Origin of the sequence: Alcaligenes sp. SMD-FA (assembly GCF_025960365.1) — a bacterium.
In the GTDB taxonomy this organism is placed as follows: domain Bacteria; phylum Pseudomonadota; class Gammaproteobacteria; order Burkholderiales; family Burkholderiaceae_B; genus Alcaligenes; species Alcaligenes aquatilis.
Window position 1 is genome coordinate 1,451,150 of the sequence record NZ_CP110108.1, and the last position, 24,757, is coordinate 1,475,906.

Genomic DNA, 24,757 nt, shown 5'->3' on the forward strand with positions numbered 1-24,757 from the left:
CCGGCAGCAAGGAGGTAATGATGAGCTATAGCAACGAACAGTTGTCCGCATTGGTGCGGGGAGACAGCGTACATAAATCGGTCTATACCGACCCTGAAATCTTCCGTCTGGAGATGGAACGCATTTATGGCCGTGCCTGGATCTACATCGGCCACGACAGCCAGGTGCCTAAGCCGGGCGACTACCACACTACTTTGTTGGGTGGTCAGGACGTCATCATGGTGCGCGGCAGCGACAAGAAGGTGTACGTGCTGTACAACCGTTGTCCACATAAGGGCGCGAAAGTGGTGGCCGATGGCTGTGGCAATGCCGGCAAGTTCTTCCGCTGCCCTTACCACGCCTGGACCTTCAAGCTGGACGGCCAGCATCTGGCCGCGCCCATGAAAAACGGCCTGGAAAACACCTGCTTTGATCCCAAGCACCCGGACTTCTCCATGCGCCGTGTGGCTCGTGTGGAAAGCTATCGTGGCTTTGTGTTCGCCTGTCAAAGCGCCCACGGCCCGGATCTGAAAGAGTTTTTAGGCCCCATCATCACCTCCATCGACAATCTGTGCGATCGCTCGCCTGTGGGTGAAGTGGAAGTGGCCGGTGGCAGCTTCAAGGTCTGGCAGCCTTCCAACTGGAAAGTGTTTTACGAAAACCTGCACGACACCATGCACGCGAATGTCACGCATGAGTCGTCCTACGTGGCTGCCCGCGAACAGGCCGAGGATTACGGTTCCATGCCGTTGGAACTGCATATCATGGACGGAAATGGTGAGCCTTACGGTTTTTGGGAAAAGCTGGATCTGTACGCGTTTGATAATGGCCACGGCTACATGGAAGGTATTTTCAATCCAGGGGCCATCGAAACCGACCCGGTCACCAAGGCGCACTACGAAACCCTGAAAGAAGCCTATGGTGAAGAAAAAGCCCTGAACATTCTGGGCGAGAACCGTCATAACAGCATTATTTACGGCAGTGGCTCGCCACACACTGTGTTCCAGCAGTTCCGTGTGATTCGTCCGGTAGCGGTGGACCGCACCCACGTGGAGATCCAGTTGTTCCGCCTGAAAGGCGCTCCGGACGATATCTACAAGCGTGGCCTGATGTACGCCAATCTGATCAACTCGCCCTCGTCCAATGTGATGCCGGACGATATCGAAGTCTATGGCCGTTGCCAGGAAGGCAATAAGACCCATGGCGGCGAATGGATCAGTATGCACCGCTACGACGGCACCGATAAGCCTATCGAAGGCGGCATGGTGGCCACCAACGGCACCAGTGAATTGCCCATGCGCAACCAGTTCCGCGCCTGGAAACACTTCATGACCACCACTATTTATGATGCGCCTGCGCAGTCGCAAGACAGTGGTAAAGCCACCGTGCGCTCGGCCTCTGGTGAGCCTATTGCCCCCGCAACACAGGCTTAAGCGGGCTGCTGTCCGAGCCAAGGAGAATTCTTATGTTGTTTGATATTGATTTTGACGTCAGCGTGGATCAGGTCACGCCTGTGAATCTGAGTCTGGAAGCCATTCGCGAAGTAGAGCAGTTCATCTATCACGAAGCTCGTCTACTGGACGAACGTCGCTGGCAAGCATGGCTGGATCTGTGGACCGAGGAAGGCATGTACTGGATTCCTCACAGCTACGATCAGGAAAGCCCGTACGAGCACATTTCCCTATGCTGGGAAAACAAGCTGCTGCGTGAACTGCGTATTCGTCGTCTGGAGAACCACCGCAATTGGTCCCAGCAGCCGATTACCCAGTCCTGCCGCGTGCTGGGCAATGTGATGATCGACGGCACCGACCCGGAAGGTTATCTGGTGGTGCGTTCCAGCTTTCACTCCATGGAGTGGCGCGGTAAAGATCCGGTCTACCGTGTGGGTAGTCTGATTCACAAGCTGCAAGCCCAGGAAGGTGGTGGCTGGAAACTGCGCATGAAGCAAGTGAACCTGGTGGACCGTGACGCGGTTCACGGCGCCATTCAGGTATACATCTAATGTCGGCAGCCCATCACACGGCCTTGCTGGCTCTGCATTATCAGAACGACGTCCTGCACGCCGATGGTCTGATCCGTGTAGGGGTAGAGGCCAACAGCCCTCAGCGTCAGGCCCTGATCGAGGCCGCAGGCCGTTTGCTGGCACAGGCCCGTGCACAAGGCGTGCCCATTGTGCATGTGCGGGTGGGCTATCGGCCGGATTATGCCGATCTGCTGTGCAACGCGCCGATTCTGCACAATGTGAAACGAATCGGTGCCATGCAGACCGGCAGTTGGGGAGCCCAGTTCTTTGACGGGCTGGCTCCCTTGCCCAACGAGTTTGAAGTCCATCACACGCGCATCAACGCTTTTTTTGGTTCTGCGCTGGAGCCGGTCGTACGTCGCTTGGGTGTGGAGCGTCTGGTGATAGCCGGTGTAGCCACCCATTCCGTGGTGGAAAGCACGGTGCGCCATGCGGTGGATATGGGCTATGAGGTAGCGGTGGTGGCCAGCGCCTGCGGCGCACCACCTGCGACCCATGAAGCTTCCCTGGCCAGCATGAGCCTGATTGCTCATATTGATCGGGATGAGGATTGGGCGACGGTTTTCGGCGCGCCAAAAGCAGAGTAGGAGAAGCACATGCAGCAGGACATGAAGGTGAATTTACAAGGTAAGGTCGCCATCGTGACCGGGTCCACGCAAGGGCTGGGGGCGGACATCGCCCTGGCTCTGTGTGCCGCCGGTGCGTGGGTGCTGATCGTGGGTCGCAGTCAGGAAGAAGGCCAGCGTACCGAGGCGCGTCTGCAGGCTGTGGGCAAGGCTCAGTTCATGGCTGCCAATATTTGCGATGATGCCCAGCTGGATGCCTGCGTGCAGGCCGCCCTGGCACAAACCGGCCGCATCGACATTGTGGTGAACAATGCCTGCTCTTACGGGGATGAAGGCTTGGCTTCCAGCCGGGAGCTGTGGCATCAGACGCTGGATGTGAATCTGATCTCCAGCGCGATTCTGGCCCAGAAAGTCACGCCGCATATGGGACAGGGCGGAGTCATCATCAATATGGGCAGTACAGGTGGCAAATTCGGCGTGGCCGGACGTGCGCTGTATCCGGCTTCCAAGGCGGCCATCTTGCAGTTCACCAAAAGTTTGGCCGTGGAATTGGCTCCTTCGGGGATTCGCGTGCTGACGGTTTCACCTGCCTGGACCTGGTCGCCGTCCGTCGAACGCATGAGTGGTGGTTCGCGTGAACTGGCCAATCAGGTGGGGGCGCAGGTTCATCCTCTGGGCCGAGTCGGTTCCGGTGAGGAAGTTGCCCAAGTGGTGTTGTTTGCCGTGTCGGGCGCCGCTTCCTGGATGACAGGGGTTGATTTGCCCGTTGACGGTGGTTTTTCCGTGCTCGGGCCCGAGCAGGGCAAGTCGCCCCGTCACTGGTTTGAACGCTGGCGGGCGCAGTCGTCTGGCTCATAAATAGAAAAGTGCGGTAAAAGAGGTCCAGGGCTTGTGAACACCTGTTTCTTGCTGCGTGTTCACAAGCCCTGACCCCGTTCAGGGCAATTTAAAAAAGGTGTGGGATGACAGACTCAACAAATAAAAAATCGTATTCCGTCATTGTGGTGGGCAGTGGCATCAATTCCCTGGTATGTGCGGCTTTGCTGGCGCAAAAGGGCAAGCAAGTCCTGGTGTTGGAACGTAACGACCGTGCGGGTGGGTGTATCCGTACCGAGGAGTTGTTTCCCGGTTTTACCCATGAATTGCTGTCGTCCTGGTACCCCTTGTTCACCTCTGGTGCTGCGTATGCCCGCCTAAAGGATGATCTGGCCGCCCAGGGCGTGGAGTTTCTGGAAAACGGCTACACCACCGGCGTGGTGGGTAGCGATGGCAAGGGCCTGGCCTTGCGCCAGGATGTGGGCGATTCGATTCAGCGTATCAATGCTTTGCAAGCAGGCGATGGCGATGCCTTTGGTGCCATGTGCAGTCAGTTGTTCGAGCGCGATGCGGGCCTGACCTTTGGTTTGCTGGGCACGGAGCCCTACAGCCGGGGCTTGTTGGGTCTGCTGTTCTCGCAATGGCGTAAACGCCGCATGGACGGTATGGTTCAGTACGGACGCGAGTCGCTGGAGTCCTTCCACCGCTGGGCCGACCGTGAACTGAAAGACGACCGTGTGCGCGGCATGATGGCGCCCTGGGTTCTGCACTCGGGCCTGGGCCCGGATGATGCCTGCTCGGCCCTGATCGGCAAGCTGACTTTTGCGGCCGTAGTCGCGGGCGGTATGCCTGTGGTGAAGGGCGGCGGCCAGAATCTGGTGCGTGCCTTGTGCGCCATGATTGAAAAGGCCGGCGGCCGTATTCAATTGAATACCGAAGTGGAGGAAATTGTGCTGGAAGGACAAAAAGCCCGTGGCGTGCGCGCTGGTGGCCAATTCTACGAAGCCAGTCATGTGGTGTGCAACGTCACGCCGCCACAGCTTTATGGTCGTCTGTTGCCGGACGCTCCCGCTCAAGTACGCGAACAAGCCAATGCCTACCGCTTTGGCCGTGGCGACATGCAGATTCATCTGGCGCTGGACAGCATGCCGAACTGGAGCGATCCGGAACTGCTGAAAGTGCCTTTGCTGCACTTGTCCGACAGCCTGGAGGACGTCAGCATGAGCGTGGCCCAGGCCAATAATGGCTTGATCCCCGCCAAGTTCACTGTGGCTATTGGCCAGCCATGTGCAGTGGACCCCAGCCGTGCGCCGGAAGGCAAATGGATACTGTGGATGCAGATGCAGGATATGCCGTCCAAGCTGCGTGGCGATGCGGCTGGCAAGATTGATGTGCCTGCCGACGGCAAATGGACTGAAGAAGTCAGCAAGGCCGTGGCTGAGCGCATTATCGACCAACTGGAAGGCGTCATGCCCGGTTTGCGTCAACAGATCGTGGGCCAGAAAGTGCTCTCGCCCGCTGATCTGGAATCCATCAACTGCAATCTGGTGGGCGGCGACCCGTATTCGGGTATTTGCTCCCCCGATCAGTTCTTCTGGATGCGTCCCTTTGCGGCCAGTAACGGTGCTCGCTCCCACGCCACACCGTACAAGAACATCTACCACATCGGTGCCTCCACCCACCCAGGTCCAGGCTTGGCAGGGGCGTCCGGATTCATGGTGGCGGAGCAGATTCGATAGGGAAGTTCGTTTCGGACAAAGAAACAGGCCAGACAGATCTCATGACGGTCTATCTGGCCTGTTTTCATGGGTCGGACATGGCTGTCCAGGCCCCGTATCCTCCCCGAAAGGCTATCGCCGGATCAGCGAGGAAGCGGGCCTGTTGCAGCCTTGAGGCTTATTTCTTGAACGTCAAACGCTTGATATTGACCAGGTGCCGCCAATGCACGGGTTCGGTAGAAATATTGCCTCCCCAGGATCCCGACCCTTGCATGAACGAGAGCGGGATATCCGAGCTGATGCCCAACATGCCTTGGGTAGCGGGCATATTGACCAGAATGCGCCCGGCAGGCAGGGTGCTGGCAAACTGATGAATCTCGTCCTGATCTTTGCTGTGGATGACGGCTGAATGCCCGGCTCCTTCCTGCCACAACAATTTTGCCGCCAGACTGATTCCCTGGCCGGCCTCAGATTTGTATAGCGTCACAATCGGAGCCATTTTTTCCCGGCTCAGGAAGGCGTGCTGCTCGGGATCGGCGGCAATCAGAATCAGCTTGATCGGTGTGGGGCTGTCCACATCCATTTGCTTGGCTAAGGTCATGGCGTCAACGCCAATCAGTGTGCGGTGCAGTCGGCCTGTGCTGTCATCAAAAAGGGCATCGATATGCTGTTTTTCCGATATCAACAGCGCCCCTTTCTGTTTCAAAATCTCGACAAATTCCTCGTAAACACGCTCATCAATAATGATGTTGCTTTCAGAGCCGCACACAATGCCGTTGTCATAGGTTTTGCCTTGCAAAATATCGTCGGCTGCCTGTGACAGGTCTGCGCTGGCACTGACATAGACTGGGACATTGCCTGGGCCGACTCCGATGGCTGGGGTGCCGGAGCTATAGGCTGTTTTCACCAGGTCGCCGCCACCGGTTGCCAGAATCAAGGAGACCTGGTCTGACTGCATGATGAGCTGGGTCGTCTCACGCGAAGGCGTCTGCACGGCTTGAATCAGCGTTTCAGGCAGGTGGTGCTTTTTTAGAATCGCTTGAACCGTGGCCACCACCTGCGCTCCCAGTTGATCCGATTTGCGGGGATAGCTCAGAATCAGGGCGTTTCGGGTCTTGAGGCTGAGCAGGGTTTTGAACAGCGAATTTGGCACCGGATTGGTCAGCGGAACAATGGCGAAAATGACGCCTACCGGACTGGCGTATTCAATAAAGGTTTTGCTGCCATGCAGGCGGCCATAGGTTTTTTCACCGTAGAGTTCCCGGTAAACCCGGTCGGTGACCAAGCCAAGCTTGTGTATCTTGTCAGGCAGGTTACCGATGCGCGTGGCGTCCAGTTCGGTTTGGGCCCAGTACTCCAGTTTTTGTTCAAATGCCTGGGCAATGTCGGTAATCAACGCATCAATTTGCTCGTCGCTGGCTTGTTCGAGTGCGGGTTGCGCCTGAACGGCGTTCTGGACGGTGACCAGGGCGCTGTCTGCAAGGCTGTGTTCTGGTGAGGCTAGGGTGTCCATAGGGCTCTCCTTCGGTATCGTAATGAAAAACGCTACCAGTTGATGGTGGATTTTTTATAGAAAAACTGACCGTTGATGTCGGCTTTGTTGGCCTCTGCGGCAAGCCAGATCGGTGTTTGGGCACCATCGAGGGCCGTGTTGGGCGCCTTGGAGGAGTCAATGTGGGGATCCAGGCTGGTTTGACACCATCCAGGGCTGCAGGAGCAGATGCTGATGTCAGTGTCCCGAAAGTGTTTGGCGTAGATCAGCGTGACCATATTCAATGCCGCTTTGGAAATACGGTAGCCAGGGGCCAGCACAGCGTCGAATCGGGACTGCGGGTCCGAGGCCTGGGACAGGGCTCCCAGGTCGCTGGACATATTGATAACGCGCGCATCGGGCGACTTGGCCAGCAGCGGCATGAATTCCTGGATAAGAAAGTAGGGGCCGGTGGTATTGGTCGACAAGGTAGAGGAAAAGTCCTCAAACGAGACCTTGTCAGGGGTGAAAATGGAGTCGATCATGATGCCGGCGTTATTGATCAGTACGTCCAGCTTTTCCTCGTGTTGGGCCAATTGCGTGCGTGCGCGGACAATGGACTGCGGATCCGTAATGTCCAGTTCAATGAAGCGGGCCTGTATGCCTTCCTGGCTCAGTTTCTGGGCCGCTTCCTGGCCTTTTTGGCTATTGCGCCCCGTGATGTAGACCTTATGGCCTTTATGGCCCAGACCCTTGGCGGTCTCATAGCCAATCCCTCTGCTGGCTCCGGTGATCAGGCATGTTTTTTGCATACTTTTTCCTTATGAGTGGGCCAATTCGCGTAGCTGTCGTTTCAGCTTCTTGCCTGTTACGCCGATGAATTCGTTAGCAGACTGGAATTCAACCGTGGATAGGGCTGGCCAGTTTTTTTGCCGCATGAGCTGATTGATTCGTTCAGTGATTTCATCTTTTGACACTGCGCAGGAATCAAGCAGTTCGATATAGGCGATCAGCTCATTGTTATCGGTCATGATGACCGTGGCCTCGAAGACTTCATTGATGTCCGCAATAATCGCTTCTTCGATCTGACAACTATAAATTTCCACGTTATTAAACGAGAGTGAATCGTTGGTTCTGTCTACATGATAGAAATTCCGCTTTTCATCAAAATAGACCAGATCACCCGTCAGCCAATAGCCGTCAATCTTGTTCATCTCGGTCAGGGAGTGGTTGTTCCAATACCCTTGAGTCACCGATTTGGATTTCACCGCTAGCCGGCCTACGCTGTTTTCTTGAAGATATTGTCCTTGCTCATTGAAAACAGCCACGTCAACCCAGGGAAACGGTTTTCCAATGCAACGCTTGTAATTGTCGGATTGGGGAGAGTGGACGTTTCTGAAAATGGCAAAGGCAAATTCCGACGAACCCAGATTGTCGACAAAGAACGAGCCTGGAACCGTTTGCCCGTCCCGCTCGTGATGGCCCAGGGATACCAGTTTTCTGATGTGTTTTTCATGGCTGGCATCGCCGGTTGCAATCCAGTAGCTGATGGATTGGAAGTCGGATTCGTTCAGTGTGTGACGGCACAGGTCTACGTAGACTTTCGGAAAAGCAATGACGACATTGGGACGGGTTTCCCGCACTGCCCGGATAATGGTTGCGGGATCTTTTTTGCTGAGAATAGTGACGTGTGCCCCACGGGTGAAAGAGAGCATCAGCAGTGAAATCGAGGCCCCATGGGAGTGGGGCAGGATGGACAGGATGTTGTCCCCTTTCTGTTTCTTGACCTGCGACCTGACGCCATGAAACATGGATTCATGCGTGAAAATGACCGCCTTGGGAATGCCAGTGGTCCCCGACGTGTGTCCAATCATGATCACGTCTTGTGGTTCATGCGAATAGAAAGGCCGTGACGTGGCTTGTTGTCGTGTTTTTAACGCGTCAATCGTGTGTACGGGCAAGCGGTAGTTCGCTTGTGCGAATACCCGTGTGATCTCTGCTTCTTTTTCGGGTGTGATTACAAGGTGGTTGGGACGTACGCTGTGCAAGAACTTGAGCAAAATATCGGTGTTCAGCTCGCCATTGATCAGTGCAGGAATGGCCCCGATACTGTTCAAGGCCAAGAAATGCAAGAAGTAGTCGATGCTGTCCTGAAAATACAGGCTGACCACTTCCTTGGGTTTGACACCTGTTTGTTCGTAGGATGAAGCAATCCGTCTGGCCGTTTCAATGATTTCCTGAATAGAGAAATCTTGCTTTTTGCACGCTTCATTGTCGATCAGGGACAGAATCTTTTTATCACTACCCTGATAGAATTTTTCATGGATTTTGTGGATGAAATTGCCTGCTCCAAGATGCTCGTCATTGAGCAGTTCATCCAGATGCAGCTCGTCGATCATAAATCACCCTCTTGTATGGAAAATGGTCTGTTTGTTAGCGGCTGATTTCGTAGTTCATGCTGATGGCCAAGCGGTTCCAGACGTTGACCAAGCCGATCAGGTACGTCAGATCAACGATTTCCTTGTCATTGAAGTGAGCCTTGAGTTCCTGCAGATGCGTCTGCTTGTCCTCCAGATTCTGAATAAAGGTCACTTGCTCAGCCCAGCGCAGCGCGGCCTGCTCTTGCTCAGTGAACAGGGGGGCTTCTTTCCAGGCATTTAAAAGCAGAAGTTTTCGTTCGGAAATGCCCAGGCTCAGCGCATGTTTGCTATGGACATCAATGCAAAATGCGCAGCCGTTCAGTTGCGAGATTCTGACCTTGACCAGCTCAATCAATTCTTTGTTCAGCGTGGTCTCGCTATAGATCTGGGCGTCGTACTTGACGATGGTCTTGTAGATGTTGGGGGACAAATTGGATGGGTTAAGTCGAGTCTCAGACACGGGATCTCCTGTCAGTGGGAAAAGGGTTGGGGCGTTCTTGTGAATACGCCGGTTTTAGCCTTGGGTTTTGCTACCGTCTTGGCAGGTTCGGTCTTTTTCTAGCTGCCATAGCAGCAAGGCACTGGCCGAGCAGACCAGGACGTTGAAATTGATCATGAGTTTTGTGCTCAGGAAAAAGCTCATGCTCAGAGCAAAAATCAGAAACAGCACACCGCTGAGTAGAGCCGCCAGCGCGCTTTTGTAGTTAAGGAGCAAGGCAATGCCCAGCAGCAATTCCAAAAGGGTGACAAACCAGCTCAGTGCGGGAATGGCAGCTGAAAAAAGCCACGGCGTCAGGCCCTCTACATCCTGGTGGAATCGGTGCATTCCGCCCCACGTGATATCGAAATTATTTAACTCCCCCCAAAGCCCAAAGCGGTCTGCCACCGCAGATAAAAGTGTGAGGGCAAGCGACAGTCTTAAAAAAAGCACGATGGATGTCATCTTGGTATTTCTGCTGTATTTGGTAAGGAGCACAATTATTCCTTTCTTTATATTTCAAAAAAAGTTTTCAAATTGCCTAACTATTTAGCGGCTAATTGTTTTTATTGTGATTTTATCTGTTGATTGTTTGTCGCCTGATTTTTTATTTTCTTTGTTTTTTTATATTTAATAGCCATCTTATAGTTAAAGCATGCTGCAAGAATAACTTAATTTTTAATCAAAAAAATGATTATGGATAATGCTTTTTGTTTTTTGGGGTTTTTATTGTTTTTTAATTTTCTTTGATTACTCTGTTGGGTTTTTCTCTTTTTGCGGCTGGTTTTTAAGACGTTTTTTTGAACTTTGCTTAGAGTGTTAGCCGACTTGCTATCCGGGGAAACTTGAAAGTGACCGTGGAAAAGTGGGGCAGGGCATGCTGTGCAAGATGATCTGAGCCGGTTGAGAACGGGGGAATTTGTTGTTGGCCCCTTCTGTTTTGTGCCAAGAGGATGATTCTTTCGGTATTCTGTGCATGTTTCTGCTGCCCTGACGATTTCATGAGGGGCCTGATGGTTTAGCCGGAGTTTTATTGATGCACGCTTTTCGCCGTTCGCGCCTGGGTACTTTTTTGTCCTTGTGGCTGCTGGTGCTTGCGCTGAGCATGGCGACGGTTTCCACTGCGGCTGAGACGGTAGCCTGGACGCCTGCCCAGGCCAGTGAGTCTTTGAATGAATTGCGGGACACGCTGCAAACGGTGCAGGAGCGTTTGCACAAAAATGACGGTTTAGGTGATACGGATCTGGTGGCTCTGCGCAACCAGCTCTTGCTGGCGCAAGAGCAGGCGCAGGATATGAGCATGCGTCTGGAGCCCGAGTTATTGAGTGTCACGGCGCGGTTGACTCAGTTGGGGCCGGTCGATGACCCGGCCGGCGAATCCGAGGACATTGCCCGTCAGCGCGCACAGTTGCAGCAAACGGTGACCGAACTGGACGGCATGATCAAGCTGGCCCGTTTGATTGGAGTGGAAACCACGCAAGGCCTGGATCAGGTGTCCAAGCAGCGCCGCGTGATTTTTCAGGCGGAGCTGGGGCGACAGTCGCAATCGGTTTTGACGCCGCGCTTCTGGCGCAATGTATCGCGTGATTTACCCGGTGATCTGGCTCGGGTAGAGCGCATGCGCAAGGATCTGGCCCAGCGGGTTACGGACTTGCCCGCTTATGTGCCGTGGTTGGCCGCAGCGTTAGCCCTGGTATTGCTGGGCCTGTCTGTATGGGCGGTGCGGGGGCTGGAGCGCTTTACCATCAGCCACACCAAGCCGTCGCGCCTGCGACGCTCTTTTTATGCCACCGCGTTGATCGTGCTCTATAGCCTGACCCCCGGTTTGCTGGCTTCGGTGGCGGCAGGGCTGTTTTATTGGAACGGCAATCTGACTGCGAATCTGGCCAGCTTTGTGTCCAAATCCGTGTTTGCCTTGTATCTGGGTGGTTTTGTGACGGGAATGGGGCGTGTGCTCTTGTCAGCACAACGTCCTAGTTGGCGTTTGCCTCCTATTCCCAGCAAGGTCGCCTTGAAGTTGGCCTGGCTGCCGCTGGCGCTGGGCATCATGGTGGCCTTGACCTGGATGTCGCAGCAATTGCTGGGACTGATCAACGCCACGCTAAGCACGACGTTATTGGTCAACAGCTTTAACACGTTGACCCTGAGCATTTTTATCGCCATCGCCGCCTGGAATTTAAGTCAGGGGCGGGACAAGACGCCGGCGCCTGACGCGGGTGACGACCCGCAAAAAACGGCCCCCGTACAGCACGGGACGACCTGGTTGCGGGCTATTCCCATCACCCTGGGGGTGGTGATTGTGCTGGGCATGATCGCCTTTTTGCTCGGTTATATCGCGCTGAGCAGCTTGATTGTGCAGGAGATGTTGTGGCTAAGTCTGGTGATTTGCACCTGTTATGTGCTGGTCGCGCTGATTGCCGATATCGGCCAAAGCCTGTTGCTGCAGTTCAAGGAAAAGCGGGCTGCTAATGAATGGACCAGTTCACAATTGCGCGGCAGCAGCCAGATTGTGATTGTATTGTCCGGGGCTCTGCGTCTGTGCTTGATTATCACGGCCATTACGCTGGTCTTGCTGCCCTTTGGGGAAGACCCCACGCAGTGGTTGCAGCGTCGTCTTGGTTTTTTGGTCACGGGTTTTTCTCTAGGACAGGTGCAGCTCAAACCTAGCTCTGTGTTGCTGGCGGTGCTGATTCTGGTTCTGGGTATTGTGTTCGTGAAAACCTTGCAACGCTGGGTTGCCAACCAGCTTTTGCCCGCAACGCGTATTGATCCCGGTATGCGCGTGTCTACCGCCAATCTGTTTAGCTACGTGGGCTATTTCATTGTGGTGGCCACGGCAATTTCGTCTTTGGGAGTTGGCCTGGAGCGCATGGCCTGGGTGATTTCCGCCTTGTCCGTGGGTATCGGTTTTGGTTTGCAGGCGGTGGTGCAGAACTTCGTGTCGGGTTTGATCCTGCTGGCCGAGCGTCCCATCAAAATCGGCGATTGGGTCAGCCTGAACGGGGTGGAGGGCAATGTTCGCAAGATCAATGCTCGTGCCACAGAAATCGAGATGTTTGACCGCTCCACCCTGATTGTGCCGAACTCCGAATTCATCACCAAAACCGTGCGCAATGTGACCTTGAGCAATCCTTTGGGGGTGGTGAAAGTCAAGATCAATATGCCTATCGACACGGACGCTAAACGGGTGCGTTCTATCATGCTGGATGTGATGCAGAACTATAGCGATGTATTGGCCGACCCCGCACCGGATGTGACACTCGATGGCTTTGATGCCAATGGTTTGCAGTTCACCGCCACCTGCTATGTCTCGTCACCTCGTATTGGCAGCCGGGTACGTAGCGTCTTGATGTTCGATATTCTGGATGAGTTGCGAAAAGAAGGGTTGGCGTTGCACCATACGCAAACCATGACGGTCTTGCCAACGACGCCGGCGGCCAGCCAGACAGAAAACAATAATCCCTTGTTGAATGATTAAATCCAGATAACAACAACAGGCAGGGTCCAGGGAGACGGAAACCATGAAGCCGCTACGACTAGGTGTACAGGTCTTGCTCTTGTGCCTGAGCCTGATGGGGGCCTGGGCAAGCGCACAGGCACAAGCCTTGTCCGAGGTCGAGCAAGAGCGTCAAATGATGCGCGATCTGCAGCGGACTCAGGACGAAATCCGCCTGATGCAGTACCGTCTGGACGACAACAAGATCTCGATACAACCGGAGCGTGCTTACGAGCAAGATCAGAAACTGTTGCAGGCGCTGGAGCTGTCTGGCCGGACGGTGCAGTCCTTGGAGCGCCGCAGCCGCCTGTTGCGAGCCCGTTTGCAAGAGTTGGGCGAGGACGCGGGGGATGAGGCGGATCAAGTTACGCTTCATAACGAGCGAATGCAGTTACGACGGGCTGATGCGGCCTTGCGCGCTGATTTGCGCGTAGCGCGCCTGGTACAGCTGGAAGCGCAGCAGACCCGCCAACTATTGCGAGAGGCGACCGAGCGTTACGAGCACGCCAAGCGCTGGCAACGCGATTCCTCCCTGATGTTGCTGGAAAGCCTGCCCGAGTTGGGCCAGGCCTGGCCTGCAGACCGCCAGAAACTGTCCGACTTTGCTCAGCAATGGCGTGAAACGTGGAGCAACAGCAGTTGGCGGCAAAGTAGTGCTTCATTGTGGATGGCGGCCGCTGTTGTGTTGTTGATGCTGGTATTGTTTCGCGGCATGCCAGTTTGGGTAAGCCGTTATCTGCCAACTGGGCGTTTGCGTCGCTCCAGCCTGACCATCGCCAATTTTTTCTTATGGTTTATCGCCATCTGGGTGGTGGTGGATCAGTTGATTGAACGGGTGTTTCAGCGGCCAGATCTTGTTCAAACCCAGTTGGAGCTCCTGGCTTACTTGAAAGTGGGTGCATGGGTGGCGGCCGTGGCGCTAGCCTGTATCAAGGGTATAGTGCTGCAGCCTCGGGCTTCCTGGCGTTTGATCCCTGTGTCCACGCAGACTCAACGTCGACTGCGTTACTTTGCGCCCGCTTTCTTTCTGGTCGTCTACGCGGACGTCATAAGTGGTTTTTTCCGAGGATCGATAGGTGTCTCGGATGCATTTCAGTCGCTGGCTGACGGTGTGAGCAGCCTGCTGTATCTGATCCTGTACGGCTATGGTTTGTGGGTTTTGCGTGACGAGCTATTCAACCGTACGGACGCTTCGGGGCAGGGGGCAGGCAGAACAGGTCGCAGTTGGGCGCGTTTGGCCTTTAAAGGCGGTGTCCTCGTGTACACCCTGGTGTTGGGCTTGTTCATCGCAGGCTGGCAAGGCCTGTCGGATGACTTGATGTCGCATTTCATGACCATGCCCTTGCTTCTGGGCTTGCTGGCCTACGTGGGGATGGTGTGGTTGCAGGACATGGCGGACTCTTTGCTGGCGTATCTGCGTCATCGCAGCCACGATCCGGATGCAGCGCCGATTCGCGTGCAAAGTCAGTTCATTATTGTGTTTTTTGCTATCGCCCGTATGACTGTTTTGGGTCTGGCCATCTGGATGGTCAGCGGGGATTGGCTGACTGAACCCAAACAGATGCTGGAGTCGGGCCTGGATGTCTCGCGTGAGGCCTTGCGCTTGGGGGCCGTGCAGTGGCGTTTGGACTTGTGGCTGATTGCCTTGGGCGTGATGCTGGTGGGGGCGGTACTGATCCACTTTCTGCGTACCTGGTTACGTCAGAGTTACATGCCCAACACCACTCTGGAACCCGGCCTGCAAAATGCCATCGTCGGCATGGTGGGCTATGTCGCTTACTTCGTTTTGTTGGTGATCTGCTTATCCATGCTGGGTGTGCCGATTGAGTCCGTTACCTGGATTTTTACGGCTTTGACGGTGGGGGTGGGTTTTGGCTTGCGGGGTATTGTGCAGAACATTGCTTCCGGTTTGATGCTGATGGTGGAGCGCCCCGTCAAAGTCGGGGACTGGGTGGAAGTGGAGGGCAGCGAAGGCAATGTGCGCCAGATCCGTTTGCGGGCGACGTATGTGGAGCGGTTTGATCGCACGATGGTGATGGTTCCCAACGCCCAGATGATGGGGCGGCAGGTACGCAACCTGACCTACACGCCCACCTCTCTGGGGGCGATTGAGTCCCGCTTGTTGTTCCCGCTGGATGTGGACGCGGATGCCGTCATGCAGATTCTGCGCGACGCTGTGCTGTCCGAGCCGGAAATTCTGGACGAGCCTGCCCCCATCCTGTCGTGTGACGGGATTTTTGGTGATGGGGTCGCGTTCAGTACGCGTTGTTTCATCAACAGCATGCGGGTGCACCGCCGGGTGCGCAGCAACCTGATGCTGGATATCTTGCGCCGTCTGCGTCAGCAGGGCATCAGCTTGCATCCGGCGCAACGCTGGGTGCAGGAAGCCATGGACAAGGACAGGGCCGAGGACGAAGACCTTTAGGGTTTTCCCAGTGATTGAAAGCTGAAATATTCATCCGTATAATTTGTTTAGCCACACTAAACAGAAAAAGCGCGTGATGCGCATCAGGATGGATGAGACATGAGCAAGAAACAGTCCTCTCAGGGCGAAGCACCCGTATCGCCCTGGCGTGCTGCCAGTGCTGCTGGTTTAGGCACCATGATCGAGTACTACGATTTTCAGTTGTACGGCGTCCTGGCGGTCACGCTGAGCGTGCTGTTTTTCCACGCCGGTAATGAAAATGCGGCCTTGCTGTCCACGCTGGTCGTGTTTGGCGGCGCCTTTCTGGCCCGGCCCTTGGGCGGGATCTTCTTTGGCTGGTTCGGTGACAAGCATGGTCGTACCGCTGCCTTGATGTTCACCATTGTGGGCATCGGGGTGGCCAGTGCATTAATGGGCATGCTGCCCACCTACGCTACCCTGGGCCTGGCTGCGCCGGCCTTGCTCTTGCTGTGCCGTTTGCTGCAGGGCTTTTTTGCCGGGGGTGAAATTACCGGCGCGGCCACGTATGTGGCGGAATGCTCGCCCCCCGGCAAGCGCGGTTTTTTTGGTGCATTCAATCCGGCAGCGGCCACTTTGGGTTTGTCCCTGGCCACGGGGGTAGCTGGTTTGGTGACGGCATTGGTGGGCAAGGAAGCCATGCTGGATTGGGGCTGGCGCATTCCCTTTTTGCTGTCCATTCCCTTGATCATTCTGTGCGTCTGGGCCCGTTCGCGCATTGAGGATTCGCCGCGCTTCAAGGAAATGCTCAAAAGCCATCACCCCGAGCATTCGCCCTTGTCCTTGATTGTGCGTGATTACCGCCGCCCCCTCTTGCAGGTCATTGCCATTGGTTTTGCCCAGAATGCGGCAGGTTACGTGGGCGTGGTCTACCTGAGTACCCACTTGATCCACACCCTGAAATACGACGGCACTGCGGTGTTCTGGCTGATTTCCCTGGTCACCTTGTGCTCGGCCTTCATCATGCCTTTTGCCGGCGGCCTGTCTGACCGCTTCGGTCGCAAGCCTTTGTTGACGATTGGCTTGCTGGGCTATCTGGTGCTAGTGCCCTTGACCATGTGGGTTGCCTCCTGGGGCAGTTTCCCGCTGGCGGTCATTGCCGTAGCCGTGTCCATTTTGCCCTTCATCGTGGTCCAGGCCGTGGGCTATCCCTTGTATGCCGAATTGTTCCCTACGCGAGTGCGCTATAGCGGCGTGTCGCTGGGCTTTAACATCGCCACCATTCTGGGTGGAGCGACGGCGCCGTTCGTGGCGTCCTGGCTGACGGGCCTGACCGGTTCCAGCATGGCACCCGCCTTCTATGTGATGGTGGTGGCGCTGATCGGGATTGCCGCCCTGAGCACGGTGCAGGAAACCTCTGGCCGTCAGTTGGCCGATTGATTTTCAAGGAAGTGAATGATGTCCGGATATTTTCTTTATCACTCCATTGGCATGTTCGAGGGCAAGGAAGCCGCCATGCGTGCCGAACTGGATCAGTTCAGCCAGGTCTGGTCGGCACAGGATGATGGCCAGTGGGGCTACGCCTTGGGCCAGAAACAGGCGTTCATGGATGCCTGGGCCAGCCTGATTGGCGCGGACTCCAAGGATATTGCGCTTAGCGAAAACGTCACTGGTGGCCTCTACAGCATTCTGGGCTCCTTGCCTGCGCATGTGCTCAAAGGGCGTACCTTGCTGGTCGCCGCTGATTGCTTCCCCAGCCTGCATTTTCTACTGCAAAAGCTGGCCCTGCGTCTGGGTTTCACCCTCCGTACCGTGCCCCTGAGCGCGGGCCTGTCCTATGTGACGGATGACGATTTCATCAATGCCTGGGACGACAACGTGGGCCTGGCCCTGGTGACCTGGGTCAGCTCGACATCCTCGCACCGGGTGGATGTCGATCGTATGGCGCAGTGTGCGACGGAGCATGGCAGCCTGATGGCGCTGGATTTGACGCAAGCGGCCGGTCTGGTGCCGTTTACCGTGCATGAAGGCGTGGCCTTTACCTTGTCGGCGTCCTTGAAGTGGGCCTGCGGCGTGTCGGGAGCCAGCCTTTTGCACGTGCGTGCGGATCTGATCGAGCAGTGCGAACCCGAGTTCCGTGGCTGGTTCAGCCAGGAAGATCCCTTTAACTGGAATCTGGACCAGTTCAGCTATGCCGAAGGCGCACGTCGTTTTGACCATGGCACACCGGCTATTTTGGGCAGTATCGCGTCCTTGCCTGGCATGCGTTTTGTGCTGGAAACCGGCGTGGAAAAATTGCTGGAACAAAACCGGGCATTGACGGCTATCTTGCTGGATCGTGCAGACAAGGCCAATTGGCCCGTGCTGACGCCCTTGGCCGAGAATGAGCGCGGCGGCAGCATCATGTTGCGTGCCAGCAGTGCCCAGCGTGCGCAGGCCATGGTGGATCAGTTGCGCGAGCAGGAGCTGTATTGTGACCAGCGTGATGGCGTTTTGCGCTTGTCGCCCGGCAATGTCTGCACCGAGCAGGATGTGCTGCGCCTGTGCGACACCTTGCAAGCCGGTTGGTAAGGAGAAACAGGGATGGATAGCCAAACTTGGGCGCATCAAGCCAGCCGCCGTATCGAACGACCGGCCAAGGTCGTGATGGACTATATGGCGGATCTGGATGCTCTGGGACGCTGGTCCCTGGGCTGCTTTGATACGCAAACGGTGGAGCCGGGCCTGGTCGTGGGCACGTCCTTGTTTGACGGTGGCCAGACCCATGTCAGCGTGGAGATTCTGGCCGAGCAAGGGCTGATTCGCTACTGGGTCGGCAGCGCCACGCAACGCACGCCACGCATCAGCGCCATGGTGCAGCCGCTGGATCAGGATTCCTGCATTTTGATCATGCTGGCGACACGCGGTGCAGACATGGATGAAAGCCGCTGGCTGCGTTTGCAGCGTTGCCATGAAACCGAGCTGGATCTGATCCAGGCCCAGCTGCACAGCGCGGCCTAGTTCTGGCGCTTAATAGCTGGGCGGGGTGATCGCCACAATAAAACGCACATCCTTGTCGTAAGGATTGCGATAGGCATGGGGCAGGCTGGAGTTGAAATAACAGCTGTCGCCCGTTTGCAAGCAGTGCTGATCATCCCCCACATCGACCAGTAGCTGGCCTTCGGTCACCAGCACACATTCCTCGGCAGGGTGGCTCCAGCGCTGCCCGACCGAGCTTCCGCCCGGCGGCAAAAAGCCCGCCAGCATTTCGATACTGCCAAAGCCGGGCGATACCCGCTGATACTGCACGCCCGAGGCGGATTGAATGCTCATGCGCTCGTTCTGGCGCACCACCGCCACTTGTTCCACATTGTCATCCAGCAAGGAAAACAAAGGCGTATCCAGCGCACGCGCGATCTGGCGCAAGGTGTCCAGACTGGGCTGGGTCAAGCCGCGCTCTACCTGGCTGATCAGGCCCGGGGAGACCTCGGCCAGCTCGGCGAGCTTGCGCAAAGACAGTTTTTTATGAAGTCGGACTTGGCGAATACGCAAAGCGGCCATGTAGGATCGGGCAGGAGATGATAAAGCCGTCATTGTAAGACAGGCCTGCCGGGCTGAGGGCGAACGGCCAGTCTGACAGCAGAGTTGCGGATGAGCTTGGGGCCTGTCTATGCCTTGGCCAGCGTATGCGGATCGTCCGCCCATTTTTCCTTGATATGCAGCATTTCGGGCAAGCATTTGTCCAGCAGGGCCACCAGTTGCGGATCAAAGTGCAGGCCGGATTGCTCGCGCAGATAGCTGATACAGCGTTCCACACTCCAGGCTTTCTTGTAGGGCCGGTCACTGGCGAGGGCGTCAAAGACATCGGCCACGGCCACAATGCGGGCGGGCAGGGGGATTTCCTCGCCCTTCAAGCCGTAGGGATAACCGCTGCCATCCCATTTTTCGTGGTGATACAGTGCAATTGTGCGCGCCAGTTTCAGCAGGCCATGGGAGTGCTGGCCAATAATGCGGGCGCCAATCAAGGTGTGCGTACGCATGATTTTCCACTCTTGGGCTGTCAGCTTGCCGGGTTTTTGCAGGATGGAGTCGGGGATACCGATTTTGCCGATATCGTGCATGGGTGCAGCATGCAGCAACTCGTCGGCCGCTTCACTGGAGTAGCCCAGCCAGTGCGCCAGAATGCGGGTGTAGTGGCTCATACGGATAACGTGGCGGCCAACCTCGTTGTCCTTGTATTCGGCGGCCGTACCCAGGCATCGAATAATTTGCAGGCGGCTATCGCGCAGTTCCTGCATTTGCACCAAAGACAGATGGTTGCGGATGCGCGCCTTCAGAATCGCCGGATTGAAGGGCTTGGAGATGTAATCCACCGCCCCCATGTCCAGGCCCATTTGCTCGTCATGTGGTTGCGAGAGCGCCGTCACAAAGACGATAGGAATATGCCGGGTCTTGATGTCTGCCTTCAAGGCCCGACAGACTTCGTAGCCCGACATTTGCGGCATCATGATGTCCAGCAGGATCAGGTCGGGCAGATCCCGTTGCGCCAGCTCCAGTGCCTTGACGCCATCTTTGGCAAAGAGCAAGCGGTAGTCCTGTTGCAGGGTATGACGAAGAATTTGAAGGTTGGCCGGCTCGTCATCGATGAGCAAGAGGGTAGAGCGTGGCGCGGTAAATTCATTCATGGCGTGGCGTATCCTTGGCCAAGCTGGCATTCAGGTCTTTGATCAGCGCGGACAGGATGATACTGGCCTGAGCAAAGTCGAATACGTCTATAGTTTTATTGAGATTATTCAGGGTATCCGTTTGCCCTGTGCTTTCCAGGTACTGGCAAACCACCTGCAAGGCGGGTTCATCAAGCTCGTTGAGCAAGACACTGTTATGCAGGATATGGAGGTAGTTCAAGGCCACGTCGGGGGTGTGCACCACGATGTTTTGCGGGTTCGAATAGGGCGTGGGGGCGCCATGATGGCTTAACTCGTGGGCAATGCGGCTGAACATGTCCTGCAGCTGCTCAATACGGCCACGCATCTGGCGAGTCTGACCATGCCGAATTTTGTCTTCCAGCTCGGCACTCAGGGCAGAGACTTGTGGCAGGCCCAGATTGCCGGAGGTGCCGCGAATACCGTGCAGGCTGCCCAGCACAATTTCCCAGTTCGGTGAGGGCTGCTTGATTTCGTCAAGCGGGTAGCGGGTATGCAGGTCTGACAGGAAACTGAGCAGGGCGCGACGCAGACGGACTTCCGAGCCCCACAGACTCAGGCCCATGTCCCAATCGATCAGGCTGCTCTCTTGCGGCTCAACGTTGTGCTCCGTAGAGTCAGTGGGGCTTAACCCCATGACCAGGGCAATTTCCTGCAGCAAAGAGGGCAGGTCCAGCGGTTTGGTGGCAAAGCCGTTCATGCCGGCTTCCTGTGCGGCGCGGCGATCGGATTCCATGACGCTGGCGGTCAGTGCAATCAGGGGCAAGGGAAGGCGTGCTTCGCGGCGTTCCTGCTCGCGCCAGCGGCGGGCGGTTTCCAGGCCGTCCAGCTCGGGCATATGGACATCCAGCAAGGCCACATCAAAGTCTTCCTCGGACAGCAGTTCCAGCACTTTGTGGCCATTATCGGTAGCAATCACCGAATGCCCGTGCTGCTCCAGTGCCAGGGTCAACAGTTCCTGATTCAGGCTGACGTCATCAGCCACCAGAATGCGCAAAGGAGGCAGTTGCGGAAGATGAGGATCGTCCGGGTTCAGGCTGGGCTCTTTACCGGGCTCCAGTGGAATGCGGACCTCGAACACACTGCCTACGCCCAGGGTGCTTTGAACTTCCAGCGTACCGCCCATCAAGTCGACCAGCTGGCGCGCAATGGACACGCCCAGCCCCGTCCCACCGAAACGGCGGCTGATGGACACGTCGGCCTGGGTAAAGGGGGTAAATACATGGCGCAGCTGATCGGGCGTCATGCCGATGCCGGTATCGGTGACACGGATGGAAACGGCATTGCGTCCGGGTTCCGGGTTCACCTCTACGCGCACTGCACCGCTTTGTGTGAATTTGATGGCATTGCCGATCAGATTGTTCAGCACTTGCTGAATACGCAGCGGATCGCCTTTGTAAAAGGGGTGCAGATTGGGCGCATAATTCAGACGGAATTCCAGGTTCTTGGCGTCGGCGGCCAAACGCAGCGAGGCCATGACCTGCTCGCACAGTTCAATCAAGGAAAAATCGACCTGTTCCAGCTCCACCGAGCCTCGTTCCAGCTTGGTGGTGTCCAGAATATCGTTCAGCAAGGCCAGCAAGGAGCGAGCGGACTGGTTGATGATGGCCAGGTGCTTGTTCTGTTGCGCATTGAGCTGGTCGTTCAGCATCAAGTCGCTAAAGCCGATAATCGCGTTCAATGGGGTGCGGATTTCGTGGCTCATATTGGCCAGGAAGGCACTTTTGGCCTGGGCCGCCTGTTCCGCTTTTTCGGCGCTTTGACGCAGGGACTGGGTCAGCGCGTTGTAGCGGCTCATGTCGGTGACAAAACCCACAAATAGCGGGTCGCCTGGTTGGCGAACCTTGCCGACCGCCAAGCGCATCGGCATCAAACTGCCATCTTTACGCAGTCCGGTCACATCCCGACCTACGCCAATAATCTTGGGATCATTGCTGCGCAGGTAATTGGACAGATAGCTGTCATGGCGCGAGCGATCCGGCTCGGGCATCAGCATGTTCACATTGCGGCCCAGCACTTCACCGGCTTTCCAGCCAAACAGGCGTTCTGCCGAATGGTTGAAGTCCAGAATGGTCCCGTGGCTGTTGATGGTAATGATGCCGTCAATCGCCGTATCCACAATGGCACGGTTATGCGATTCGCTCTCTTCCATCTTCAGAAACAGCTGGCGATAGCGCAGCAAACCATTGGCTGCGGTAACCAGTACCGTCACGGTAATGGTGAAGGTAGACAGCACCATGGACGCAAAGGTGCTGTTGAAGACGATCATGTCATCGGGCGGGGTGGTCTGGCCTATGAAACGGGCGGCGGCCATGCCGGTGTAGTGCATGCCGGAGATGGCCAGGCCCAGCACAATGCCGCTGATCACCACACGTTGCAGCAAGGTCAGGCGAGTGCGATGCAGGCGAAAGCGTATCCACAGGGCCACGGTTGCCAGTACCATCGCCAGCACAATCGACAAGAAGAAGGTAAAGGGCTCGTAGCGCAGCATCGGTGCCATCCGCATGGCCGCCATGCCGCTGTAATGCATGGTGCCTATGCCCAGGCCCACCAAAATGCCGCCCACAATCAGGTGCAAGCGCTGGACACGAGCTTGCGAGAGGATTTGCAGCGCCACCCAGGATGCGCCCACGCTGGGCAGAACCGACAGCATGGTGATGGCCGGGTCGTAATGGACGCTGGTACAGAGTTCAAAGGCCAGCATGCCAATAAAGTGCATGGTCCAGATGCCGCCGCCCAGAGCAATGGCACCCGTGCAGATAGCAATCTGGCGATGCAGGCGCAAGTCCGCCATGCGGGCAATATGGGCCGTGTGCAAGGCCATGCCCGAGGAGAAGATGGCAACCAGTAGCGACAGGATGACCAGACCACTGTTATAGCTGCCAACCAAAAAGGGAGCCATCTGGTCCGCACTGATGAAGAACTGGTCGAGTATCTGCATAGGTGCTTATGTCCGAAGCGGCCCAGGAAGGCCAAGTTAGACGAAATGTGTCAGGCTTCCCCTGCCTACCAGAGGGAATGTAACGGTGAAATTCGGATAGGTTACCGAGTTTGTCTCTTACTGTGCAGTTTTTTGTATGGATAGAACAAAAATATTCATAACTAGAGCAGCGTTCCGGTCAAGAGCAGCGCGGCTACGGAGAAATAGATGACCAAACCGAGCACGTCCACCAGAGTCGCCACCAGAGGCGCCGAGGCACTGGCCGGGTCAAAACCGACGCGTTGCAAGATAAAGGGCAGCATGGAGCCGATGCAGGAACCAAAGGTCACAATCCCGACCAGGGCCAGCCAGATGGTGAAACCGATCAGCAAGGAGTGTTCGCCGTAGTCGTACAGCCCCAGGTGTTGCCAGACTTCAATACGAATAAAGCCGATCGCCCCCAGCATAGTGCCCAGCACCAGGCCCACAGGCAGTTCACGCAGCAGAACGCGCCACCAGTCACGCACCCGGACTTCACCCAGAGCTAGTCCGCGAATCAGAAGGGACGTGGCCTGCGAGCCGGAGTTACCGCCCGAGCTCATGATCAAGGGAATGAACATGGCCAGGACCACAGCTTTTTCCAGTTGTATCTCGTAATACTGCATGGCACTGGCAGTCAGCATTTCACCCAAAAACAGAATGGCCAGCCATCCTCCACGCTTGCGGATCATGGTGCTAAAGCCGGCCTGCAAATAAGGTTTGCCAATATGTTCGGCCCCCCCGAAGCGGTTCATGTCCTCCGCGGCTTCGTCCATGAGGGCGTCAATGACGTCGTCCACCGTCACAATGCCGATGATGGCCTGGGTCTCGTCCACGACCGGGATGGCCAGAAAGTCGTGACGGCGTATCAGTTGGGCAACGGCTTCTTTATCGGTCAGCGCCTGCACGGCGATAGGACTGTCGCCACTCCACAGTTCAGTCAAGGCGGCTTGCGGGTCGGCACACACCAGTTTGCGCAAGGGCACGACAAATTGCAGTTGTTGTTTGTCGTTAACGACATAGATGGCGTAGACCGTCTCGCGAGTGCTTTCTACTTCGCGGATATGCTGCAGGGTCTGGGCGACGTTCCAGCTCATGGGCACTTGTAGAAACTCGGTGGTCATGATGCCGCCGGCGGTATCGGCCGGATAGTGCATCAGTCGCATGATGGAGGTGCGGGTAGCTTGGCTCAGGCGGCTCAGAATCTGCTCTTGGTCCTCGTGGTCCAGATCCTGTAGCAAGTCGGCCATACGGTCTTCGGCCAGTGTTTCCAGCACCGGCAGGCGCTCGGGGCTGCTTAGCTCCAACACAATGGCACTGGCCCAACGCAGCTCCGGTATCTCCAGCAAGGCTTGTAAGCGCTGGTTATCCAGCTCTTGGGCAGCTTGCAGGGCCGGGCGCCGTTCCAGCTCGTTCAGGGCCAGAGCAATGTCGGCAACAGGGGTCTGAGGGCCTAGTAAATCAGTTGAGGGGGGCAGGGACATGCAGTACTCCAGTGGACGTGCAAGTACAGAAAATGGTCTGGCGTGGGAAACGTCAGGCGAGTATTTTTTTGGGGGAAGGGCTGATAGAAGGGGTGAAGTATGTCTGTGAATCGATCCATGATTTACCCATAGAACCGCTCAGTGCTATCCCAAGCAGACAATCAGCGTGGTGAAGAATATCGCCATCGTAGGGAGGTCTGCGCGGGAAGTCAAAATGATTGCGATGAGGTGCGGATAAATGATTTGTGCGGTTAAGTTGGCGTTTGCGCCCATGCATCGAAC

Annotated in this window: 19 protein-coding genes; 10 read left to right on the forward strand and 9 right to left on the reverse strand. The window is 56.2% G+C overall.

Translation table 11 applies throughout. From position 1 onward, the window contains the following. Positions 1–20 precede the first annotated feature (20 nt). From OKX01_RS06655 to OKX01_RS06675, 5 genes are all read left to right on the forward strand, one after another. Entirely contained in the window at positions 21–1,412 is a 1,392-nt protein-coding gene (locus OKX01_RS06655; protein WP_094196230.1) for an aromatic ring-hydroxylating dioxygenase subunit alpha, read from the forward strand. Positions 1,413–1,444: 32 nt separating this feature from the next. Next, the gene (locus OKX01_RS06660) at positions 1,445–1,981 is read left to right on the forward strand and encodes an aromatic-ring-hydroxylating dioxygenase subunit beta (protein ID WP_035268326.1); all 537 of its coding nucleotides are present in this window, start codon (positions 1,445–1,447) and stop codon (positions 1,979–1,981) included. Continuing rightward, positions 1,981–2,589, forward strand: coding sequence for a cysteine hydrolase family protein (locus OKX01_RS06665; RefSeq protein ID WP_264672653.1), 609 nt, complete (start codon positions 1,981–1,983; stop codon positions 2,587–2,589). The genes OKX01_RS06660 and OKX01_RS06665 overlap by 1 nt, the downstream gene beginning before the upstream one ends. A 9-nt stretch (positions 2,590–2,598) precedes the next feature. Further along, positions 2,599–3,426, forward strand: a complete 828-nt coding sequence (locus tag OKX01_RS06670) for an SDR family oxidoreductase (RefSeq protein WP_264672654.1) — start codon at positions 2,599–2,601, stop codon at positions 3,424–3,426. Between the two features lie 104 nt (positions 3,427–3,530). Further along, entirely contained in the window at positions 3,531–5,123 is a 1,593-nt protein-coding gene (locus tag OKX01_RS06675; protein ID WP_264672655.1) for a phytoene desaturase family protein, read from the forward strand. A 157-nt stretch (positions 5,124–5,280) separates the two neighbouring features. On the opposite strand, the gene OKX01_RS06680 is transcribed toward OKX01_RS06675, so the two are convergent. The 5 genes from OKX01_RS06680 to OKX01_RS06700 are packed head-to-tail and all read right to left on the reverse strand — an operon-like array spanning position 5,281 to position 9,936. After that, the gene (locus OKX01_RS06680; RefSeq protein WP_264672656.1) at positions 5,281–6,615 is read right to left on the reverse strand and encodes an aldehyde dehydrogenase family protein; all 1,335 of its coding nucleotides are present in this window, start codon (positions 6,613–6,615) and stop codon (positions 5,281–5,283) included. 32 nt (positions 6,616–6,647) lie between these two features. Then, positions 6,648–7,385 carry an SDR family oxidoreductase gene (locus tag OKX01_RS06685; protein WP_264672657.1) on the reverse strand — a complete coding sequence of 246 codons (738 nt, stop codon included), beginning with the start codon at positions 7,383–7,385 and terminating at the stop codon, positions 6,648–6,650. A 9-nt stretch (positions 7,386–7,394) separates the two neighbouring features. After that, positions 7,395–8,972, reverse strand: a complete 1,578-nt coding sequence (locus OKX01_RS06690) for a class I adenylate-forming enzyme family protein (protein WP_264672658.1) — start codon at positions 8,970–8,972, stop codon at positions 7,395–7,397. Positions 8,973–9,006: 34 nt separating this feature from the next. After that, positions 9,007–9,453: a carboxymuconolactone decarboxylase family protein gene (locus OKX01_RS06695; RefSeq protein ID WP_264672659.1), complete on the reverse strand. Its 447-nt coding sequence runs from the start codon at positions 9,451–9,453 to the stop codon at positions 9,007–9,009. A gap of 54 nt (positions 9,454–9,507) precedes the next feature. Continuing rightward, on the reverse strand, positions 9,508–9,936 hold the full coding sequence (locus OKX01_RS06700; RefSeq protein WP_264672660.1) for a DoxX family protein: 429 nt from the start codon (positions 9,934–9,936) through the stop codon (positions 9,508–9,510). A 571-nt stretch (positions 9,937–10,507) separates the two neighbouring features. On the opposite strand from OKX01_RS06700, the gene OKX01_RS06705 reads away from it, so the two are divergent. The 5 genes from OKX01_RS06705 to OKX01_RS06725 all read left to right on the forward strand — a co-directional run bounded on the left by OKX01_RS06705 (position 10,508) and on the right by OKX01_RS06725 (position 18,350). Continuing rightward, positions 10,508–12,949 (forward strand): DUF3772 domain-containing protein, encoded by a 2,442-nt coding sequence (locus OKX01_RS06705; protein ID WP_264672661.1) that lies wholly within the window; start codon positions 10,508–10,510, stop codon positions 12,947–12,949. 43 nt (positions 12,950–12,992) lie between these two features. Next, positions 12,993–15,392, forward strand: coding sequence for a mechanosensitive ion channel family protein (locus OKX01_RS06710; RefSeq protein WP_264672662.1), 2,400 nt, complete (start codon positions 12,993–12,995; stop codon positions 15,390–15,392). A gap of 99 nt (positions 15,393–15,491) precedes the next feature. Further along, complete coding sequence (locus OKX01_RS06715) at positions 15,492–16,790, forward strand: MFS transporter (protein WP_264672663.1); 1,299 nt, start codon at positions 15,492–15,494, stop codon at positions 16,788–16,790. 15 nt (positions 16,791–16,805) lie between these two features. Next, a complete protein-coding gene (locus tag OKX01_RS06720) occupies positions 16,806–17,921 on the forward strand; it encodes an aminotransferase class V-fold PLP-dependent enzyme (RefSeq protein WP_240513939.1) in 1,116 nt (371 codons plus the stop codon). A gap of 12 nt (positions 17,922–17,933) precedes the next feature. Beyond that, positions 17,934–18,350, forward strand: coding sequence for a hypothetical protein (locus tag OKX01_RS06725; protein WP_063693193.1), 417 nt, complete (start codon positions 17,934–17,936; stop codon positions 18,348–18,350). A 9-nt stretch (positions 18,351–18,359) separates the two neighbouring features. Here OKX01_RS06725 and OKX01_RS06730 read toward each other — a convergent pair whose 3' ends face one another. The 4 genes from OKX01_RS06730 to mgtE form a co-directional block, all read right to left on the reverse strand. Next, positions 18,360–18,923 carry a helix-turn-helix domain-containing protein gene (locus OKX01_RS06730; protein WP_223254014.1) on the reverse strand — a complete coding sequence of 188 codons (564 nt, stop codon included), beginning with the start codon at positions 18,921–18,923 and terminating at the stop codon, positions 18,360–18,362. Between the two features lie 74 nt (positions 18,924–18,997). Continuing rightward, a complete protein-coding gene (locus OKX01_RS06735; protein WP_063693191.1) occupies positions 18,998–20,014 on the reverse strand; it encodes an HD-GYP domain-containing protein in 1,017 nt (338 codons plus the stop codon). Then, a complete protein-coding gene (locus tag OKX01_RS06740) occupies positions 20,007–22,973 on the reverse strand; it encodes an MHYT domain-containing protein (protein ID WP_081251553.1) in 2,967 nt (988 codons plus the stop codon). The genes OKX01_RS06735 and OKX01_RS06740 overlap by 8 nt, the downstream gene beginning before the upstream one ends. Positions 22,974–23,134: 161 nt before the next feature. Beyond that, positions 23,135–24,475 (reverse strand): magnesium transporter, encoded by a 1,341-nt coding sequence (gene mgtE / locus OKX01_RS06745; RefSeq protein WP_264672664.1) that lies wholly within the window; start codon positions 24,473–24,475, stop codon positions 23,135–23,137. Positions 24,476–24,757 lie beyond the last annotated feature (282 nt).

Coding starts and splice junctions, on each gene's coding strand:
- OKX01_RS06655 (WP_094196230.1), top strand. CDS start 21: ATGAGCTATAGCAACGAACAGTTGTCCGCATTGGTGCGGGGAGACAGC.
- OKX01_RS06660 (WP_035268326.1), top strand. CDS start 1,445: ATGTTGTTTGATATTGATTTTGACGTCAGCGTGGATCAGGTCACGCCT.
- OKX01_RS06665 (WP_264672653.1), top strand. CDS start 1,981: ATGTCGGCAGCCCATCACACGGCCTTGCTGGCTCTGCATTATCAGAAC.
- OKX01_RS06670 (WP_264672654.1), top strand. CDS start 2,599: ATGCAGCAGGACATGAAGGTGAATTTACAAGGTAAGGTCGCCATCGTG.
- OKX01_RS06675 (WP_264672655.1), top strand. CDS start 3,531: ATGACAGACTCAACAAATAAAAAATCGTATTCCGTCATTGTGGTGGGC.
- OKX01_RS06680 (WP_264672656.1), bottom strand. CDS start 6,615: ATGGACACCCTAGCCTCACCAGAACACAGCCTTGCAGACAGCGCCCTG.
- OKX01_RS06685 (WP_264672657.1), bottom strand. CDS start 7,385: ATGCAAAAAACATGCCTGATCACCGGAGCCAGCAGAGGGATTGGCTAT.
- OKX01_RS06690 (WP_264672658.1), bottom strand. CDS start 8,972: ATGATCGACGAGCTGCATCTGGATGAACTGCTCAATGACGAGCATCTT.
- OKX01_RS06700 (WP_264672660.1), bottom strand. CDS start 9,936: ATGACATCCATCGTGCTTTTTTTAAGACTGTCGCTTGCCCTCACACTT.
- OKX01_RS06705 (WP_264672661.1), top strand. CDS start 10,508: ATGCACGCTTTTCGCCGTTCGCGCCTGGGTACTTTTTTGTCCTTGTGG.
- OKX01_RS06710 (WP_264672662.1), top strand. CDS start 12,993: ATGAAGCCGCTACGACTAGGTGTACAGGTCTTGCTCTTGTGCCTGAGC.
- OKX01_RS06715 (WP_264672663.1), top strand. CDS start 15,492: ATGAGCAAGAAACAGTCCTCTCAGGGCGAAGCACCCGTATCGCCCTGG.
- OKX01_RS06720 (WP_240513939.1), top strand. CDS start 16,806: ATGATGTCCGGATATTTTCTTTATCACTCCATTGGCATGTTCGAGGGC.
- OKX01_RS06725 (WP_063693193.1), top strand. CDS start 17,934: ATGGATAGCCAAACTTGGGCGCATCAAGCCAGCCGCCGTATCGAACGA.
- OKX01_RS06730 (WP_223254014.1), bottom strand. CDS start 18,923: ATGACGGCTTTATCATCTCCTGCCCGATCCTACATGGCCGCTTTGCGT.
- OKX01_RS06735 (WP_063693191.1), bottom strand. CDS start 20,014: ATGAATGAATTTACCGCGCCACGCTCTACCCTCTTGCTCATCGATGAC.
- OKX01_RS06740 (WP_081251553.1), bottom strand. CDS start 22,973: ATGCAGATACTCGACCAGTTCTTCATCAGTGCGGACCAGATGGCTCCC.
- mgtE (WP_264672664.1), bottom strand. CDS start 24,475: ATGTCCCTGCCCCCCTCAACTGATTTACTAGGCCCTCAGACCCCTGTT.